Raw genomic sequence first — 15394 nt, 5'->3', positions numbered from 1 at the left:
CGGTAGTAGAACAGCGTACGTCCATGCCGCCCGGCGGGCCATGGGTAAAGCTTACGAATTGCTTTCATTGCCACGTCAGCCGGCGAACTGCGCCCCGGGTAGCAGTGAGTCACAATGCGTTTGCGGAACCCAAACTGCCCCATCACCGCATTTACGGAACTACACTCATTTCATGCCGCAAATACGAATTTCTGAGGCCGCCCGTTTCCTCGGCGTCAGTGACGATACCGTGAGGCGTTGGACGGAGAATGGGACGCTGACGGCGCGAAAGGACGCGGCGGGCCGCCTCGCGGTTGACGGGTTGGAACTTGCCACACTCGCCCGCGACCAGTCGCACCTGCCGGACGACCCCGCACGAACGGGCAGTTCGGCCCGCAACCGCTTCGTCGGGCTCGTTACAGGGATCACTGCTGACAAGGTCATGGCCCAGGTTGAACTCCAGTGCGGTCCGTTCCGTGTGGTGTCACTGATGAGTAGCGAAGCAGTCCGCGAGCTCGGCCTGGAACTCGGCTCCGTGGCTACCGCAGTGGTCAAGGCGACCACTGTCATCATCGAGACACCGCATGGAAAGAGCCTCATATGATCCCGCACCTGAAGAGGAATTTGGTGGCTCTGCTGGTTGCCGGCGGGTTGGCCAGCGCCCTCAGTGGATGCGGCGGGGCGCCCGCCGGCATCTCATCAAGCACCGGCACCTCATCGAGCACGGGCACCTCATCCAGCACCGGCAGCTCATCAAGCGCCGGCAGCCAGCTGGACGGACCCATCACCGTGTTCGCCGCGGCCTCCCTCAAGGCGCCGTTCACGCAATTGGCCCGTGAGTTCGAAGCGAAAAACCCCGGCACCAAGGTCACTCTTAGCTTTGCCGGATCATCGGACTTGGCAACTCAGATCATCCAGGGCGCCCCGGCGGACGTGTTCGCCTCCGCGGACACCAAGAACATGTCCAAGCTAGTAGACGCGAAACTGCTCGACGGCGGCCCCCGCAACTTCGCCAGCAACGTCCTGGAGATCGCAGTCCCACCCGGCAATCCGGCGTCGATCTCTTCCTTTGCGGATCTGGCAAAGCCAGGGGTCAAAGTGGTCGTTTGTGCCCCGCAAGTTCCCTGTGGCTCGGCCGCCGCAGCTGTCGAGAAGTCAACGGGTACAAACCTGAAGCCCGTGAGCGAGGAATCGTCGGTCACCGATGTCTTGGGGAAGGTCATCTCCGGAGAAGCCGACGGCGGCCTGGTGTACGTCACGGACGTCAAGGCCAACGGGGGCAAGGTCCAGGGAATCCCGTTTCCCGAGGCAGCGAAAGCGGTGAACACCTATCCCATCGCGGCGGTGGGCAACAGCAAGAATAGGGCGCTGGCGGCGGCGTTCATCGCCTTGGTTACCGGCGAGACGGGCCGGAAGGTCCTCAGCGACGCCGGTTTTGGGGCACCCTAGGAAGCCCATGAACAAACACAACAGCCACAGCTACCACGGGATACCGGGGTGGATTTACGCCGTCGCGTCCATCGGTGGTTTGTTGGTGATCCTGCCTTTGGCGGCCATGGTGGCCAAGGTCAATTGGGCGCAGTTCATCCCCCTGGTCACGTCCGAATCGGCGCGCACGGCCTTGGGCCTGAGCCTGCGGACGGCCACTGCCAGCACACTGTTGTGCATCGTGCTCGGGGTCCCGCTCGCGCTCGTGCTGGCCCGCGGCGCGTTCCGTGGACAACGCCTCCTCCGCGCCTTGGTCCTGCTGCCCCTGGTGCTGCCGCCCGTCGTCGGCGGTATCGCCCTGCTGTATACGTTTGGCAGGCAAGGCCTCTTGGGAAAGTCGCTCGAGTTGGCAGGTATCCAGATCGCGTTTTCAACGACGGCGGTGGTCCTCGCCCAGACGTTCGTTGCCCTGCCGTTCCTGGTGGTCAGCCTTGAGGGGGCCCTGCGCTCGGCCGGGCACAGGTACGAGGCTGTGGCTGCCACTCTGGGGGCCCGGCCCACCACGGTACTGCGCCGGGTTACGCTTCCGTTGGTTCTCCCTGGCCTGGCTTCGGGGGCGGTGCTGTCCTTCGCTCGAAGCTTGGGTGAGTTCGGGGCCACGCTTACCTTCGCAGGGAGCCTGGAAGGGGTCACCCGAACCCTCCCGCTGGAGATCTACTTGCAACGCGAGACCGATGCCGATGCCGCCGTCGCGCTTTCCTTGGTTCTGGTGGCGGTGGCGATGGCCGTGGTTGGGCTCAGTTATGGTCGCCGACGGAGCCGGCAAGGGGCAGCATTATGAGTTTCACTTTCAAAGCAGCCTTGTCCGCGCGGAAATTCGACATGTCCGTCAGCCTCGCCGATGCTGAAACCGTGGCAGTCCTTGGTCCCAACGGCGCGGGCAAGTCCACGCTGCTGGGGATGATCGCTGGACTGCTGCGACCGGATTCCGGCACCGCGGTTTTGGGGGAGCGGAGGTTGTTCGACCTCGACGGCGGCACCCACCACTGGCGCCCACCGCACCTTCGCGGTACCGCGTTGCTGGCCCAGGATTCGCTGCTCTTTCCGCATCTGGATGCCTTGGAAAATGTGGCCTTCGGGCCGCGGAGCACGGGAGCGTCGAGAAAGGCTGCGCGCGAGGCTGCCCGCCACTGGTTGGCCGAGGTGGACGCTCTGGCCTTCGCGGACCGCAAGCCCTCGCAGCTCTCGGGCGGGCAGGCGCAACGCGTCGCGGTGGCCAGGGCCCTTGCCGCCGAGCCCGAACTGCTGCTCCTTGATGAGCCGATGGCCGCCCTCGATATCCACGCTGCGCCCATGCTTCGCCGCGTGCTCAAGAGGGTCTTGCGGGGGCGGAAAGCCATCATCGTCACCCACGACGTCTTGGACGCGTACATGCTTGCCGACCGTGTGATCGTTGTGGATAACGGCCGCATCGTGGAGGAGGGCCCCACCCGCCGGATCCTCGAAAGGCCGCGGAGCGCGTTCGCGGCCGGACTGGCCGGGCTCAACCTCGTATCCGGGACCATCACAGGGGAAGGAATTGCGACGCCGGACGGGCAGGTTTTCGCCGGGCAGCACGATCCCGCGTGGTTGCCCCAGCCGGGCCAGGCAGGTGTGGCAGCCTTCCCGCCGTCGAGCATTTCGGTGTTCCTGGGCGACGTCCACGGAAGCCCGCGCAATTCCTTCGCGGTCACCATCACCGAACTCGAACCGCACGGCGACCAGATCCGGGTACGGGCGGACACAGGGCAGCACACCCTCTCCGCTGACATCACGCCCGCCGCGTCCGCCGATCTGGGCTTGGTGCCGGGAATGGAAGTGCGGTTCGTGGTCAAAGCCGCGTTGGTGTCTGTATATCCGGCGTAGGAGCGCGTCCGGATTCAGCGTTATTCACATAGCCACCCCTTTTTCTGGACAGGCCTTTCGCCGTGGGCAAACATGGAGACCAGAGCGGGTAAATCAAACTTGAGCGTAGTAGACTCAACTTTGAAAGTATTGGTCACACCCAGAAAGGGAGCACTCTTTGGACGTCAAATTCACCACCAAAAGCCAGGAGGCCCTTTCTGCGGCCGCCATGAATGCCTCCACCGCAGGCAACCCCCAAGTGGAGCCCGCGCACCTGCTGAAAGCCCTCATGGATCAGCGCGAGGGTGTGGCGGTGGCCCTTCTCCGGGCCACGGGCTCCGATCCGGACGCCGTCAGCGTGCAGGCCAGCTCGGCCATCAAGGCGCTGCCGTCCTCGTCCGGCACCTCCGTCCAGCAGGCCCAACTGTCCCGCCAGACCGTGCAGGCCATCCAAGCAGCCCAAAACGAGGCCGATAAACTGGGCGATTCCTTCGTCTCTACCGAGCACCTCCTGCTGGGACTCTCGGCCGGAAGTGACGCGGTAGGGAAGTTAATGCGCGACGCCGGGGCCTCCCACGAGGCGCTGCTCGCCGCACTGCCTGGTGTGCGAGGCGATCGGAATGTGAACTCGCCGGACCCGGAAAACACTTTCCAAGCGTTGGAGAAGTTCGGCACCGACCTCACCGCAGTGGCGCGTTCCGGCAAGCTGGACCCCGTGATCGGCCGCGATAGCGAGATCCGCCGTGTCATCCAGGTCCTGAGCCGCAGGACTAAGAACAACCCGGTGCTGATCGGCGAACCCGGCGTGGGCAAGACTGCCGTCGTCGAAGGCCTGGCACAGCGGATGGTGGCTGGTGACGTCCCGGAGAGCCTGCGCGGCAAGACCCTCATCGCTTTGGACCTTGCTTCCATGGTGGCCGGCGCCAAGTACCGCGGCGAGTTCGAGGAACGGCTCAAGGCTGTGCTGGAAGAGATCAAGAACTCCAACGGCCAGATCGTCACCTTTATCGACGAAATCCACACCGTGGTGGGTGCCGGTGCCACCGGCGAGAGTGCCATGGATGCAGGCAACATGCTCAAGCCGATGCTGGCCCGCGGTGAGCTGCGCCTGATCGGTGCCACCACCTTGGATGAGTACCGGGAGAACATCGAGAAAGACCCTGCGTTGGAGCGCCGTTTTCAGCAGGTCTACGTGGGCGAGCCGAGCGTCGAGGACACCATCGGCATTCTTCGCGGCCTGAAGGAACGCTACGAGGCGCACCACAAGGTGGCCATTGCCGATTCCGCGCTGGTAGCTGCGGCAACCCTGTCCAACCGCTACATCTCCGGCCGCCAACTTCCGGATAAAGCCATCGACCTCGTGGACGAGGCAGCGTCCCGGCTGCGCATGGAGATCGATTCCGCGCCCGAAGAGATTGACCAGCTCCGCCGCGCCGTCGACCGTTTGACCATGGAAGAACTGGCGCTGCAGAACGAGACCGACCCGGCCTCGGTGGAGCGGCTGGCTGCCCTCCGCGCGGACATGGCGGACAAGAAGGAAGAGCTCAACGCCCTCAACGCGCGGTGGGAAGCGGAGAAGGCCGGCCTCAACCGCGTGGGTGACCTCAAGGCAAAGATCGACGAGTTGCGCTCGGCGCAGAAGAAGTACGAGCAAGAGGGCGACCTGGAATCGGCGTCGCGCATTCTCTACGGTGAGCTGCCCGCGCTGGAGCGTGAGCTAAGTGCCGCAGCCGAAGAGGAAGCCCGCACCAGTGGCGAGAACAAGCCTGAGCTCATGGTTGCCGAGGACGTCACAGCGGATGATATCGCCGAGGTCATTTCGGCCTGGACCGGCATCCCCGCCGGCCGCATGCTGCAAGGCGAGTCGCAGAAGCTGCTCCACATGGAGGAGGAGCTCGGAAAGCGTCTGATTGGCCAGGGCAAAGCCGTCCAGGCTGTGTCCGACGCCGTGCGCCGTGCCCGTGCCGGTATCAGCGATCCCAACCGTCCCACGGGCTCGTTCCTCTTCCTGGGACCCACCGGGGTGGGCAAAACCGAGCTGGCGAAGGCCTTGGCGGACTTCCTCTTCGATGACGAGCGCGCCATGATCCGGATCGACATGTCCGAGTACAGCGAGAAGCACGCTGTTGCCCGCCTCGTGGGTGCACCTCCGGGATATGTGGGCTACGAGGAAGGCGGGCAGTTGACCGAAGCCGTGCGTCGTCGTCCGTACTCTGTGGTGCTGCTCGATGAAGTGGAAAAGGCCCACCCGGAGGTCTTCGACATCCTCCTGCAGGTGCTCGACGACGGCCGGCTCACCGATGGGCAGGGCCGCACCGTGGATTTCCGGAACACGATCCTGGTATTGACCTCGAACTCGGGAAGCCAGTTCCTGGTGGACCCGAACTTGGACGCCACCTCAAAGCGTGAGGCTGTCATGGCCGTGGTCCGGGGGTCGTTCAAACCTGAGTTCCTGAACCGGTTGGATGAGATTGTGCTGTTTGATCCGCTGTCCGTGGATGAGCTTGCAAGGATCGTCGAGCTGCACGTGGCCGAACTGACCAAGCGGCTGCGCGATCGCCGCCTGAGCCTGGAGGTAACTGACGGGGCGCGCGCCTGGTTGGCGATGTCCGGTTACGATCCTGCCTACGGCGCCCGGCCGTTGCGCCGGCTGGTGCAGCGTGAAATCGGCGACCGCTTGGCAAAGGAGATCCTCGCCGGGGAGATCGCTGACGGTGACACCGTCTTGGTGGACACAGCCGCCGATCTGGACGAACTCACCATGGAAGGCCTCGAGGCGTTGGTAAGTCCCGACGGCAGCCCCACGGCAGGGGCGGGTCTCACCGTCCGCCGGAAGCAGGGGTCCCAGGCTACTTCTTGAGGACGTCGTCCTTGATGGTGTTGCCTGAGTCCACCACGATGAAGCAATCAACGCGGCGGTCGCCACGGTCCCAGCTACTGGAGCTGGGGTAGACGTTCTGCTGGAGCAACTGGTAGTTCGCGGCCGCCGCGTTGAGTGTCGCCCCGTGGCAGACCTCGCGGCCCTTCTCGCCGAGGGCCTTTGTTCCCGGGAAGGAATCGTCCGCGCCATAGTTGAACACCGCGACAAGTTGCGCTGAGTGTGGGGTATTGCACGCCACCGCCTTGGCGGTCGCGTTGTTCGGGTTGAAGTCGGCAAAACACTCGCCGGCTTGGAAGTTCTTTGCGGCCTCGTCGCGCGGCAGCGGCCCTTGGCTTGCCGAGGTCGTGGGGGCGGGGCTGCCGCCCGCCGCGGGGTGGCTGCCAAGCACGTTCAGGAGGGTCCAGATAACCGCGCCGATCAGCACGAGCACGCCCACAACGATTGCGGCGATGATGATCCTTTGCCGCATGATGGGGTTCCTTGAGGATTTAGATCTAACTGGCGAATCCTCTGGCGCGTCCCGTGATGGATCCTGCCTTTGATCCTCGGGAAATGAAGGCGCCCACGCGGACGTGTCCGACGGTGAGCTTTCCGACGGCGGAATGTTGTCTTGGGTCATGTCCCGGTGTGTGCCTTCCTGCTCTGGAGCCGCATTGAAGCAGACTCTACCCAATTTTGGGGACCTTTGGAGGTGCTGAACCCGGGTTTAACCAGGGGCGGGCCCCTCGGGCGACGCCGATGGCACACGGGCACCCCTGAAAGCATGTAATCTAGACATACGACAAATTGACCAAACATTCCGGGGCCTCACCGATAGCCAAGGTGACCACCTCCGGTCCAAGTACAAAAGGGGGTCACGCCATGGGGCGCGGCCGTCAAAAGGCAAAAGCTACCAAGCAGGCTCGGGACATCAAGTATTACTCCCCGAACACTGACTATTCGGCACTTGAGCGGGAGCTCACGGGTCCGTCCAGTCGTGTAAAGAGCCACTTCCCGGACGATCCTCCGGAGCCCGACTACTCGGCCTACGAGGATAAGTACGCGGATGATGATGACGACGAGGTAGACACCCGCCGTATCGGATAGCTGTCGTAAACACCAAGTGCCTTTGGCGCTGTGTTGCGAACCGCCGTCGTACATCAGGTCGTCGCGCATCTCCGGATGCCGTATATCTCTTGAGAAGGCCCTCGGGGCACGCTGAAGTTTGGCGTACCCGGGGGTCTTTTTTGCGTAGTCTGGACATTAAACCTCGGGAAGGGAGTTTCGTGTGACCACGCGCAAACATTACGCCAACGGTGAGCCGTGCTGGGCCGACCTTCAAACGCGGGACGTCCCTGCAGCTAAAGACTTCTACCAGGCTCTGTTCGGTTGGAGATATGAGGACCTTCCCACACCTGATGGGCGCAGCTACGCCCAGGCCTTCGTCGGAGATGATTTGGTGGCTGTGATTGCGCCCCAAAATCCGATGCAACAAGCCGCCGGGACGCACGGGCAGTGGAACATCTACATCGCTGCGACGGATGCGGAGGAAGTGGCCGAGGACAGTGTGCACGCCGGGGGAAAGCTGGAGTTCGGGCCCGAGGCAGTCGCGGACACAGGTACGCTGGCGTTCATTGAGCCCCCTGGGGGCGGCACCACCGGCATCTGGCAGGCCGGCACGCATCGGGGCAGCCACCTTTTCAACGAGCCCGGGGCGTTGGCCTGGGCCGAGCTCCTGACGCCTGAGCCGCAGGCCGCCGTCGGCTTCTTCCAGCAGCTGTTCGGTTATCAGGTCACCGAATATCCACAGGACGACGGCGCGAATTACAGTACGCTGCTGGTCAATGGTGACGAGGTCGCCGGGATAGTTCCTGCCGATGCCGGCGAGGACGCCAGCTGGCAGGTGTACTTTGCCGTGGCTGACCTCCGGAAAGCCGTGGAGGCCGCGGTTGCCGCTGGGGGAGAGGTCATAGTGGAGCCTGAGGAGAAGCCGGAAAGCGGATCCCTTGCCACCATCCAGGACCCGCAGGGTGGAGTGCTGAGCCTGATCCAGGTCTAAACCCCTGATCCAGGTCTAAATCAAAGAGCGGCCGGCCAGTTGGGATCAACTGGCCGGCCGCTCTTTCAGAAGGCGGTAAGACGCCTAGGCGTAGGCGTTCACCAGACGGACGGCGCCGCCGTCGACGCCTTTGGCGCCCTGGACGTAGTCCGGACCGGTCTTGTCGATCGAGTCGCTGTTGGACGACACGGTGCCCATGACCCATGACGGCAGTCCGCGGTCGTTGAGGCGGGCTACCGCAGCGTCGGCAACCTCGGGGGACACAATGGCGATCATGCCAACGCCGAGGTTCAGTGTGCGCTCCAGGTCAGCCAGGGGAACGTTCCCCAACTCAGAGACCAGCTTGAAGATCGCCGGCAATTCCCACGTGCTGCGGTCAACCGTGGCCACGAGGCCTTGGGGCAGGACGCGGGCCAGGTTGGCGGCCAGGCCACCACCGGTGACGTGGCTGAAGCCGTGCACTGCTGCGCCGCCGCTCAGCGGGAACGCGCGGGTCAGGTCCAGGCAATCGGCCGCGTACACACGCGTGGGTTCCAAGAGCTCTTCACCCAAGGTCCGTCCGAGCTCGGAAACCTGGCGGTCCAGTGCCCAACCGGCGTGGTTGATGACTCGGCGAACCAGGGAGTAGCCGTTGGAGTGCAGGCCCGAGGAGGCCATGCCGATCACGACGTCACCTTCGCGTACGCGGTCCGGGCCGAGCAGCGCGTCAGCTTCCACGACGCCGGTAGCGGCTCCGGCGACGTCGTATTCGTGCTCACCCAGAAGGCCCGGGTGCTCGGCGGTTTCGCCGCCCACAAGGGCAGTACCCGCAACGGAACAAGCCGCAGCGATACCACGGACGATGTCAGCGATGCGCTCCGGAACAACCTTGCCGCAAGCGATGTAGTCAGTCATGTAGAGCGGCTCGGCACCCACCACGACGATGTCATCGACCACCATGCCCACGAGGTCGAAACCTATGGTGTCGTGGATGTCCATGGCCTGTGCGATGGCAACCTTGGTGCCCACGCCGTCCGTGGAGGTAGCCAGCAGCGGCTTCTTAAAGGTCAGCAGCTTGGAGACGTCATACAGGCCAGCGAAACCGCCGACGCCGCCAATCACCGAGGTGTTGTGGGTCGCCTTGATGGCACCCTTCATCAGTTCGACGGCGCGGTCTCCCGCTTCGACGTCGACACCTGCCGAAGCATAGGTGATGCCGTTCGCGGCGTTTCCAGCGGCAGGGGTTGCGGAGGTCATACGGGCTCTTTCTTGTCGGCGTCGGTCAAACGATCAGCGTCGGTCAGCAGGTTCTCGAATTCAGCGTCCGGTCCCGGATCGCAACCCGTGGCGCCCGGCTTCTCGGCCGGGTCCTCGGAATCGGCAACTTCGTCGCTCGCGGACTCCGCCGGAGCCTGTCCACCCAAATCCGTGCGTTCCAGCAAGTTCTTGCCCAGCTTGTCCGCGTGCGGAAGTTCGATGGGGTATTTGCCCGTGAAGCACGCCGTGCACAACCGTTCGCGCGGCTGCTGAGTGGCACCGATCATGCCGTCTTCGGAAATGTAAGCCAGTGAGTCAGCACCGATGGCCTGGGAGATCTCATCGATCGTTGCACCGTTGGCGATCAGCTCTGCACGGGATGCGAAGTCGATGCCGTAGAAGCACGGCCACTGGACTGGAGGAGAAGAAATCTTCACGTGTACCGCGGCGGCACCGGCTTCCCGGAGCATCCGGACGATGGCGCGCTGCGTGTTGCCGCGAACGATCGAGTCATCCACCACAACAATGCGCTTGCCACGGATCACCGATTCCAGGGCGTTGAGCTTGAGGCGAATACCGAGCTGGCGCAGTGTCTGTGAAGGCTGGATGAACGTGCGGCCCACATAGGCGTTCTTCACAAAGCCGTGCGCAAAGGGGATGCCCGATTGCTCAGCGTAGCCAACAGCGGCCGGGGTGCCGGACTCGGGAACGGGAATGACAAGGTCTGCCTCGTGCGTGTTCTCACGGGCCAGCTGGCGGCCCATTTCAACGCGGGCCTCATACACGGAACGGCCAGCAATGGCAGCATCCGGGCGGGCAAGGTAGACGTACTCAAAGACGCAACCCGCAGGAGTCGCCTCGGCGAAGCGCTGCGAACGGACGCCGTCCTCGTCAATGGCAATGAATTCGCCGGGCTCGATCTCGCGGATGAAGCTGGCGCCAACAGTAGCCAGACCCGCCTGCTCGGAAGCGACAACCCATCCCCGTTCCAGGCGGCCGAGGCACAGGGGGCGAATGCCGTACGTGTCCCGGGCGGCGTAGAGGGTTCCTTCGTCCATGAAGACGAAGCAGAATCCACCCTTGATCTTGGGGAGCAGCTCAAGCGCAGTCTGCTCAAGGGTTTTGCCCTCTTCGCCTTCAAGGAGGGCAGTCACCAGTGCCGTGTCCGAGGTGTTGCCCTGCTTCATTTCACCGGTGAGCTGGCCGTCGTTGCGCCCCAGGATCATTTCCCGGAGCTCAGCGGTGTTGGTCAGGTTGCCATTGTGGGCCAAGGCAACGGTGCCCGTCGCGGTCGCACCCAAGGTGGGTTGCGCGTTGGCCCAGTGGCTTGCACCGGTGGTGGAGTACCGGCAATGGCCTACAGCCAAGTGACCGGTGAGGGTATTCAGGGTTGTCTCGTCAAAGACCTGGGACACGAGGCCCATGTCTTTGTAGACATTGATGCGCTTGCCGTCACTGGTAGCAATACCAGCCGACTCTTGTCCGCGGTGCTGCAGCGCATACAGCCCGTAATAGGTGAGTTTTGCTACTTCTTCACCGGGAGCCCAAACCCCGAAGACGCCACAAGCGTCCTGGGGGCCTTTTTCGCCGGGGAGAAGATCATGAGAAAGTTTTCCGTCGCCACGTGCCACTGGTCGATTGTCTCATGTTGTGGCCGTGGTACGTTCCCGCTCAGCTTATGTGACCGCCAAAATAGCCTGTTCGGGCAAAAATGCGGCGAGTTTCACATTCGCACCTGCACCGGATGACCCTTCAGTAGACCTGGTTAGCTGACGCCGTCGTCGTCCGGTCCTGCATCCGGAACTGAATCCGGAACGGCCTCCACGACGGCGCGTTCGGACCGCTTCACGCTGAGCCGGTCCAGGATGAGGGCGAGGATCGAGAAAAGGATGACGCCGCCCCCGATGCAGACGATCAGGAAAAAACCGAAGACCGTGCTTGCGTCGTAGGCGGGGTCGGCCGGGCGGCCGTAGGCAATAATCGCGGCGACTATGGCGCCCACCACCGCGCCAAGAATCATGAACGGTACGAACTTGGGCGCCCGGCGAACCGTAATCTCGCGGTGGGCGGTGTTGGGGGTGGTGTCCTCTGAAGCCATGCCTTAAAGCCTACCGTTCAGCTGGTGCCGCCTTGGCGGGCGGCTGTTAGCTTCCGCGGTAGGTGGAGAAGGCGAACGGGCTGAGCAAGAGCGGCACGTGGTAGTGCTCACCGGCGTCGGAAACCGTGAAGTTCAAGTCGACCTCCGGGAAGAACGTTTCGGTGCCAAGGCCCTCGTAATACGCGCCCGTGGCGAAGTTCAGGCGGTAGGCGCCGCCCGGAATTCGTTCCGGGCCAAGCGTCTTGATGCGGCCGTCGGCGTCAGTCTCGCCCTTGGCCACCAAGGTCCAGTCGCTGCCCCCGCGCACATAAAGTACGACGGCGACGCCCGCCGCCGGGCGGCCGGAACCTGTGTCCAGGATGTGGGTTGTTACCTGCGAAACGGTCATGCGTTCACTCCTTCGCTGATCAGCCCGGCGAGCCGCAACAATGCGATCTCCCGGAGCTGGCCGGCCACAATGATGTCTTCTTCTTCGGGCGTGTGGGTGAGGCGTTCCTGCAGGGCACCCAGGATTTCCTGGGCGCTCCGGCCGGCAGCACGGATCAGGAACACCCTGCCGAACTTCTCTTCGTAGGCCAGGTTGCCCTCGGCCAAAGCGGCAGTGGTTCCACTATCTCCGGGGTCCACACCGGCCTGTTCCGAGCGCGACATTGCGGCTTCGGTTGTCTGGGCCTTAGGGCGTTCGCCAATCCGGGGGTGATGGGCCAAAGCGGACTCCACCTCGTCCGGCGTAAAGGGATCGGCGGCCTTCCGGGCCCGGGCGAGCAACTCGTCCAGGCTGGCGAACGGACGGGCGTCCACGACGTCGTTGACCCAGCGGCTGATGTCCAGGCAGGGCGTCAGGATCCTGATGGCCTCATCGCGGTCAACACTGTTGAATACTGCAAGCTCCATGCTTGTCATCCTCGTGCAAATGCTGGCATCCATGGCGTTGGCTATGCGGAACTCCTGCTGGTAGCAGGAGGAAGCAATGACTTCTACTTCCACATCATGGAACTGTTATTTCAGCATACGTAATAGTCAAGCGGAGGATGAGTGCTGGTGTCAAGAGACTACGTGCTGCGAGTGCCGGGCGCGAACCGTGAGGTACAGGCGATGCGCGGTGATGACCAAGGCCAGCCATGCGATACCCAAAGCCCACGCCGCCAGAACGTCGGTCAGCCAGTGATGGCCCAGGTACACCCTGCTCAGCCCGATGGTGATGGCAAACGCCGAGGCGACCAGTATGGTGATCACCCGGGCGCGGGTGGTCTCCAGCCGGAGGATGATGATGTAGGCCACGATGCCGGCGATCACGATCGAATTGAGGGAATGACCGCTCGGAAACGACGGCGAGTGCTCGTACGGTGGGACGGCGTCGCTGAGGTTCGGACGGGCACGGCCAAAGAGTTGCTTGCCCGCAATGGTCATCAGCAAGGAGCCCAGTCCCGCAGTGACAATCAAGATGACAGGAGTCCAGGATCGCCTGCGCAGGGCCAACCAAATCATGATGACGACGGCGATGATGGGCATGCCGATGGTGCCGCCGATATCCGTATATGCCGTTACGGCCACATTCAGGGCCGGGGATCTGACGCTCTTGGCGGCGTCCAGTACCGGATGATCCAATCCGGCGACGCCGTCGGCCTCGGTCACTGATTCGTAGACCTCACCGAACACCAGGGCCAAGGCAAGCACCACCGCAAGGCCCACCGCCAGTGTGATGACAAGCGCGGCGTAAGGGCCAAGGAAGGCCGTGATCCGCTGGGCGATCCTGACCATGAATCGGCCGACGGGGGACTTCCAGCGAGTGAGGTCCTGCCCGCCGACAAAGCGGTCCTGGTTCACCTCACCACGAACGCCCGTTTCCGGCGTTTTAGGCTCTTGAGCAGTCACTGTGGTCCTTTGCTCGGGGCGGACTCCATATTAGTGAGTAACCTTAGCATTTTGGTCTCCGATGGACTTCAGAACGTGTTCTGAGTTAGTGTTGTTACATGAGCGCAGCAACATTTCCAAGAACGACATTCAAGTCTTCTGAACTGAGCCGCGCATCCGCAGACGTTTTTGCAGCCGCGGTTGATCATCCTGTCCACGTCACACGCCGCGATGGCGAATCGCTGGTGCTGATGTCCGAGTCCGCGGACAAAGCGCGCGATGCATTACTGGAACTCGCAGCGCAGCTCGTTGCTGTCTCCACGAGCACTGACGGAACGCTCGCCGGCCGCATGAGCGATCGCTTTCCCTGGATGTTGGCCCTCAGCCCGGCTGACCAGGAAGCCTGCGCGACTGCTGTATTGTCGGCGGCTCGTGCGTCTTTCGCCACGCATCAGCCCCATCTTTCCATTGCTGAACTTACCTCCTGGCGTGAAACAGCTACGGCGATCGCCGCGGGTCTGGGCAGGCAGCCGGTGGAGTGGCTCGATGAAGCCGAAGCCGTCGAGCGCCCCCAAGCGCATGGCGAAGGAATCAAAGGCTGAGCGGAGAAACCCCCTTTAACTATCGGCTCAAAGGTGAACTCGGGCGGGTGAACCGAAACGGTTCCTCCCATGACCGGTGGCAGCATAAGCCGACACTCAAGGGCACCGCTCGCCTCTGGTTCTACGTTGAGGGACAGATCGTCTACTTGGAACAGGTCCATACCAGCCACCCCAACCAGACCAAGTAGCGCCGCCCCGGTGGTCGATTCCGGGGAAATGCGAAACCCCACTTGATCTGAAGATCAGATCGACGCTCTTGGCTGGGGCAGAATGGCGTCAACAGCCAAAGGAGTTCCCCATGCCAGACATCCTGACGTCACGGTTCCTGTTCGGTCCCGGGCCGAGCAATTGCTACCCGGAAGCCATGGCCGCTTTGGCATACCCGGTGCTGGGGCATCTCGACCCGGTGTTCATCGAGCGGCTGGACCGGACGTGTGAAGGCCTGCGCGCCGTTTGGGGCACCTCGAACGCCCGCACCCTGCCGTTGAGTGCCACCGGTTCCGGCGGCATGGAGGCAGCTTTCGTGAACACCGTTTCCGCCGGCGACGTGGCGGTCATCGCCGTCAACGGGCTCTTCGGTGAGCGGATGTGCGAGGTCGCCCGGCGCTGCGGAGCCACTGTGGTCCGTGTGGATCACCAGTGGGGCCAACCCGTGGACGCCGAACGAGTACTTTCGGCGCATCCGAATCCGAAGGTCATAGCCGCCGTCCATGCCGAGACTTCCGTCGGCGTGCTCTCGGACATAGCCGCCCTTGGCGCAGGCAAGGGCGACGCCCTGCTGATCACCGATGCAGTGACGTCCATCGGCGGACTGGAACTGCGCGCAGACGACTGGGGGATCGACGTCGGATATGCAGGGACACAGAAGTGCTTGGGCGTCCCACCGGGTCTCTCGCCGTTCACGGTGTCCGATCACGCGTTCGAGCGTCGGGTGAAGGAGCCGCGATCGTGGTACCTCGATATTGGCCTGCTCGGCGGATACGTCGGAGCTGCGAGCGGCGCCAGGACGTATCACCACACCGCCCCAGTCAGTATGATCGCCGGACTGGAGGCGGCACTGGACCGGATCCTCGCCGAAGGCCTGGACGTGGTGCAGGCGCGGCATCGCGCTGCGGGAACTGCGTTGCAGGAGGGGCTGCAGGAGATGGGGCTCGAATTGTTCGCGGCCGAAGGGTCACGGCTGCCAAGCCTCACCACCGTCAAGGTGCCCGACGGCGTCAGCTCGGCCGCGGTCCGAAGTTACCTTCTGGAGAACTTCAGCATGGAAATTGGCTCGGGCGTTGGCGCGTTTGCGGACACGGTGTGGCGGATCGGCATGATGGGTCCGAACGCCAATCCGGCATCAGTGACCTTGGTCTTGGGCGCACTGAAAGAGGCCATCGCGAAAGCCTAGG

General features: G+C 63.3%; 17 protein-coding genes. 10 read left to right on the top strand and 7 right to left on the bottom strand.

Annotated elements, in window-relative coordinates; translation table 11 throughout:
* Positions 1-172: 172 nt before the first annotated feature.
* The 5 genes from SB659_RS13425 (at position 173) to clpB (ending at position 6151) form a co-directional block, all read left to right on the top strand.
* Positions 173-583 (top strand): molybdopterin-binding protein, encoded by a 411-nt coding sequence (locus tag SB659_RS13425; RefSeq protein WP_284978120.1) that lies wholly within the window; start codon positions 173-175, stop codon positions 581-583.
* Positions 580-1428, top strand: coding sequence for a molybdate ABC transporter substrate-binding protein (gene modA / locus SB659_RS13420; protein ID WP_410550721.1), 849 nt, complete (start codon positions 580-582; stop codon positions 1426-1428). Before SB659_RS13425 ends, modA begins: the two co-directional genes overlap by 4 nt.
* A gap of 7 nt (positions 1429-1435) precedes the next feature.
* Positions 1436-2248, top strand: coding sequence for an ABC transporter permease (locus SB659_RS13415; protein WP_284978118.1), 813 nt, complete (start codon positions 1436-1438; stop codon positions 2246-2248).
* Positions 2245-3312, top strand: coding sequence for a sulfate/molybdate ABC transporter ATP-binding protein (locus SB659_RS13410; protein ID WP_410550720.1), 1068 nt, complete (start codon positions 2245-2247; stop codon positions 3310-3312). Before SB659_RS13415 ends, SB659_RS13410 begins: the two co-directional genes overlap by 4 nt.
* Positions 3313-3469: 157 nt before the next feature.
* Entirely contained in the window at positions 3470-6151 is a 2682-nt protein-coding gene (gene clpB / locus SB659_RS13405) for an ATP-dependent chaperone ClpB (RefSeq protein WP_284978116.1), read from the top strand.
* On the opposite strand, the gene SB659_RS13400 is transcribed toward clpB, so the two are convergent.
* Positions 6141-6641 carry a septum formation family protein gene (locus SB659_RS13400; RefSeq protein ID WP_410550719.1) on the bottom strand — a complete coding sequence of 167 codons (501 nt, stop codon included), beginning with the start codon at positions 6639-6641 and terminating at the stop codon, positions 6141-6143. The genes clpB and SB659_RS13400 overlap by 11 nt on opposite strands.
* A 392-nt stretch (positions 6642-7033) precedes the next feature.
* On the opposite strand from SB659_RS13400, the gene SB659_RS13395 reads away from it, so the two are divergent.
* Positions 7034-7258, top strand: a complete 225-nt coding sequence (locus SB659_RS13395; RefSeq protein WP_284975140.1) for a DUF3073 domain-containing protein — start codon at positions 7034-7036, stop codon at positions 7256-7258.
* A 181-nt stretch (positions 7259-7439) separates the two neighbouring features.
* Entirely contained in the window at positions 7440-8210 is a 771-nt protein-coding gene (locus SB659_RS13390) for a VOC family protein (protein ID WP_410550718.1), read from the top strand.
* An 84-nt stretch (positions 8211-8294) separates the two neighbouring features.
* On the opposite strand, the gene purM is transcribed toward SB659_RS13390, so the two are convergent.
* The 6 genes from purM to SB659_RS13360 all read right to left on the bottom strand — a co-directional run bounded on the left by purM (position 8295) and on the right by SB659_RS13360 (position 13419).
* Entirely contained in the window at positions 8295-9446 is a 1152-nt protein-coding gene (gene purM / locus SB659_RS13385) for a phosphoribosylformylglycinamidine cyclo-ligase (protein WP_284978112.1), read from the bottom strand.
* Positions 9443-11077 carry an amidophosphoribosyltransferase gene (gene purF, locus SB659_RS13380; protein ID WP_284978111.1) on the bottom strand — a complete coding sequence of 545 codons (1635 nt, stop codon included), beginning with the start codon at positions 11075-11077 and terminating at the stop codon, positions 9443-9445. Before purF ends, purM begins: the two co-directional genes overlap by 4 nt.
* Before the next feature lie 134 nt (positions 11078-11211).
* Positions 11212-11544, bottom strand: coding sequence for a hypothetical protein (locus SB659_RS13375; RefSeq protein ID WP_410550717.1), 333 nt, complete (start codon positions 11542-11544; stop codon positions 11212-11214).
* A gap of 46 nt (positions 11545-11590) precedes the next feature.
* Positions 11591-11932: a hydroxyisourate hydrolase gene (gene uraH, locus SB659_RS13370; RefSeq protein ID WP_410550716.1), complete on the bottom strand. Its 342-nt coding sequence runs from the start codon at positions 11930-11932 to the stop codon at positions 11591-11593.
* Positions 11929-12438, bottom strand: a complete 510-nt coding sequence (uraD, locus tag SB659_RS13365) for a 2-oxo-4-hydroxy-4-carboxy-5-ureidoimidazoline decarboxylase (protein ID WP_410550715.1) — start codon at positions 12436-12438, stop codon at positions 11929-11931. The genes uraH and uraD overlap by 4 nt, the downstream gene beginning before the upstream one ends.
* A 150-nt stretch (positions 12439-12588) precedes the next feature.
* Complete coding sequence (locus SB659_RS13360; protein WP_410550714.1) at positions 12589-13419, bottom strand: phosphatase PAP2 family protein; 831 nt, start codon at positions 13417-13419, stop codon at positions 12589-12591.
* Between the two features lie 98 nt (positions 13420-13517).
* Here SB659_RS13360 and SB659_RS13355 point away from each other — a divergent pair, with 98 nt between their 5' ends.
* The 3 genes from SB659_RS13355 to SB659_RS13345 all read left to right on the top strand — a co-directional run bounded on the left by SB659_RS13355 (position 13518) and on the right by SB659_RS13345 (position 15393).
* Entirely contained in the window at positions 13518-14000 is a 483-nt protein-coding gene (locus SB659_RS13355; protein ID WP_410550713.1) for a prevent-host-death protein, read from the top strand.
* Positions 14001-14047: 47 nt separating this feature from the next.
* The gene (locus SB659_RS13350) at positions 14048-14188 is read left to right on the top strand and encodes a hypothetical protein (protein WP_410550712.1); all 141 of its coding nucleotides are present in this window, start codon (positions 14048-14050) and stop codon (positions 14186-14188) included.
* A gap of 110 nt (positions 14189-14298) precedes the next feature.
* Positions 14299-15393 carry a pyridoxal-phosphate-dependent aminotransferase family protein gene (locus SB659_RS13345; RefSeq protein ID WP_410550711.1) on the top strand — a complete coding sequence of 365 codons (1095 nt, stop codon included), beginning with the start codon at positions 14299-14301 and terminating at the stop codon, positions 15391-15393.
* The last annotated feature ends 1 nt before the right edge of the window (position 15394 follow it).

Origin of the sequence: Arthrobacter sp. SIMBA_036, assembly GCF_046535135.1 — a bacterium.
Lineage (GTDB): Bacteria > Actinomycetota > Actinomycetes > Actinomycetales > Micrococcaceae > Arthrobacter.
Note: the sequence above shows the minus strand (reverse complement) of the source record. Positions and strands in the feature narration are given on the sequence as shown.